Here is a 3,140-nt window from a genome sequence, read left to right on the forward strand (position 1 = left end):
CTTTGGCTAACGACCATTTTAGTACCTTAGTAATTTTACCAAACATTTTAACCCATAGAATCAATTTAATGAGCAACAGCGCCACCAGTTTGCTTCACCTTTTTGAAGAATAAAACGGCAAGCCCACTGAGTAACAAAGCAATGCCAATAAAATAAAAACAATCGTTAAAAGCCATTACAAATGCTTCGCGGCGCACTATATTAGATATGGATGCGATCGCTTGATTTTGTGCTGTACTTAAATCTGCTCCTCTGCTGACAAAATATTGTGTCATTTGGTCAATTCGCTGTTGAGTTTCTGGATTATATAAAGATACTGTATCACCCAATCTATTCGAGTGAAATTGCTCTCTGTTTGCTAATAAAGTTGCTAAAGAAGCAATTCCGATAGAACCGCCCATATTCCGCATCATATTAAATAAACCACTTGCCGAACCTGCTTCTTTCGGACTTAATCCACCAGTGGCAATAGAAGTTAGCGGCACCATAATTAGAGGTTGACCCATTGCACGCACAAATTGTGACCAGCGTAACTGATCTAATCCAGTTTCATTCGTCATTCCAGAATTCATAAATGCACTGATGGAAAACAAAGCCACACCAACAGCTACCATCAACCGCACATCAATGCGTTGCATCAATTTGGGGATGAGGGGAATAATAAACAGTTGGGGAATACCAGCCCAAATCAACACTTCACCAATTTGCAGCGCATTGTATTTTTGAATTTGGACGAGATACAACGGTAAAATATAAATTGAACCATATAATCCTATCCCCAGCGACACATTAACAATACTAGCTAAACCAAAGTTACGCCTAAACAAAAGCCGCAAATTAATAAATGGTTGCTTTCGAGTTAATTCTATATAGAAAAATATTGCCAAAAAAATTATCGCAATCACACTTAAGCGCACAATTAACGCTGAACCAAACCAATCTTTGCGGCTACCTTCTTCTAAAACAACTTGCAGGGAACCTAACCCAATAGCCATTGCAATAATTCCCCACCAGTCACCTTGTTTCAGTAAATTAATTTGGGGTTTTTCTTGCTTAATTCCATACCAAACACCAGCTAGCATTAATGCCCCTGGAATTACATTTATATAAAAGTTGTATTCCCAACCAAAGTTTTCTGTTAACCAACCTCCCAACGTCGGGCCAATTGAAGGTGCAAAAACTGCACTAAACCCAAATGCAGCCAGTCCAACTGATTGCTTAGATTGGGGTAAAGTCGTTAATACAACTGTCATAGCGGTGGGGATTAATACTCCTCCGCTCAAACCTTGTAAGGCGCGAAAGAAAATCATGGAATTGAGATCCCACGACCAAGCACAGCATATAGAAAAGAAAATAAATAGTGCAGTATTTACTATCAAATAACGTTGTAGAGAAAACACCCGTGATAACCATCCTGTTAGAGGAATTACCACAATTTCTGCTACGAGATACGCCGTAGAAATCCAAGAACCTTCTTCTAGAGTTGCTCCTAAACTTGCTTGAATATCTTGTAGAGAAGCATTAGTTATTTGAATATCCAATACCGCCATAAATGCACCAAGCATACTGGCTAATACACCAATCCAGGTTCTTAGCGGTACAGTCTCTGGTGGTGCTTGCTGACGAACTATACCTGTATTAGCCATAGTGTTTTTCCTGTTTCAAATTTAAGTTGTAAAAATTTCTTATTAAATCTTATCCTTGTATCTGCACAGCGAAATTAAAATATGATTTCCAATTAAACTTTATGAGCTTTGACAATACCCTTTTGCTCATAAATTGGAAGCATAATTTTTCTTAAAGCAGGCAACTCTCTGCTAAAAATGATCGACCATAAAATGCAAACTATACCATCAATTATTAAAGTGTTCGGAGCGCCAATATAACTAGCTAAAAAGCCTCCCAATAAATTACCTACGGGAATCATCCCCAGAAATGACATTGTGTATAAGCTCATCAATCTCCCACGTTTGTCATCCTCTACAATTGTTTGTAAAAAGGTGTTGCTAGCAGCAATTTGGAGAATTGTACCTAAGCCAACAAACAACATTGTAAATAAAGAGAGTGGTAAGAATCGAGATAGTGAAAAGGCAATTAGACTAATTCCTAAAATTGCTGGTGCAAAAGCAATCAATTTACCAATTCCTAAGATTGTTTGGCGCGTAGTCAGATAAATACCACCAGTTAAGGCTCCAACTCCAGAAGCCGCCATCAAAAAACCTAAACTTTCTGCACCACCTTTGAGAACTTGTTCAGCAATAACTGGTACGAGAATAGTGTTTTGTAGCCCCATTAGGCTAACTAAAGCTGATAGCAATAAGATTGCTCGAATCGGTGGAAAGACTAAAGGCATATACAAATCCCTCTTTGACTTTTTGTAAGGGATTACCGTCAGTTACTACATTTTTCCAAGGTTTAACTTTCATTGCCAACAAAGCGGCAATTACAGCAATGTAGCTTAAACCATCAAACAAAAAACAATAAGCAGTTCCAACCCTGGCAATTAGTAAACCCCCGATCGCACGGCCAATTAATCGCGCCCCGTTGATCATCGTAGAGTTGATAGCGATGTCTGACGACAAGCCGCTCCGCGTCTACGCATTGCCTAAATCTTCTCTACGTTCAATCAATTCTGGCACAAATGCTTGGCGGGCTGGCGCATCTAAAGCGTTAATAAATCCTTGAAATAAACTCAAGCCGATGATATGCCATACCTGGATCACACCAGTCAGCGCCAGCGCTGCTAAAATTAACGATTGAATCATCGCCAATACTTGCGTACTAATTAAGGTACGATACCGAGAAAACCTATCTACAAAAACTCCGCCAAATGGAGCTAAAAAAAAGCTAGGAATTTGACTCGAAAATCCCACAACTCCTAACATTAAGGGGGAGTTTGTCAAGTCATAAACTAGCCAAATCGTGGCAAGTTGCGTCATCCACGTCCCAATTAGGGAAATACCTTGTCCGGCAAAAAACAGTCGGTAGTTTCTTGACCTTAAAGCAGGTAGTAGCGGTTTTTTCATATCAGGCTTGCTTTATACCAATCTGCTTTCATAAATATCATCTCACCTCATCTCTATACGCCTGTCTTTAGATGTATGAGAATGTCATAGACAGAAAGAGGTTTTCATCTGTTT

General features: G+C 39.2%; 1 protein-coding gene and 1 pseudogene. Both read right to left on the minus strand.

Features of this window, described 5'->3' with window-relative positions; genetic code table 11:
* Window positions 1-65: 65 nt before the first annotated feature.
* The gene (locus VE944_RS18175) at window positions 66-1,646 is read right to left on the minus strand and encodes a DHA2 family efflux MFS transporter permease subunit (RefSeq protein ID WP_324979771.1); all 1,581 of its coding nucleotides are present in this window, start codon (window positions 1,644-1,646) and stop codon (window positions 66-68) included.
* A gap of 92 nt (window positions 1,647-1,738) precedes the next feature.
* A pseudogene (locus tag VE944_RS18180) lies at window positions 1,739-3,026 on the minus strand (MFS transporter).
* Window positions 3,027-3,140 lie beyond the last annotated feature (114 nt).

Origin of the sequence: Nostoc sp. (genome assembly GCF_035638895.1) — a bacterium.
Lineage (GTDB): Bacteria > Cyanobacteriota > Cyanobacteriia > Cyanobacteriales > Nostocaceae > Nostoc.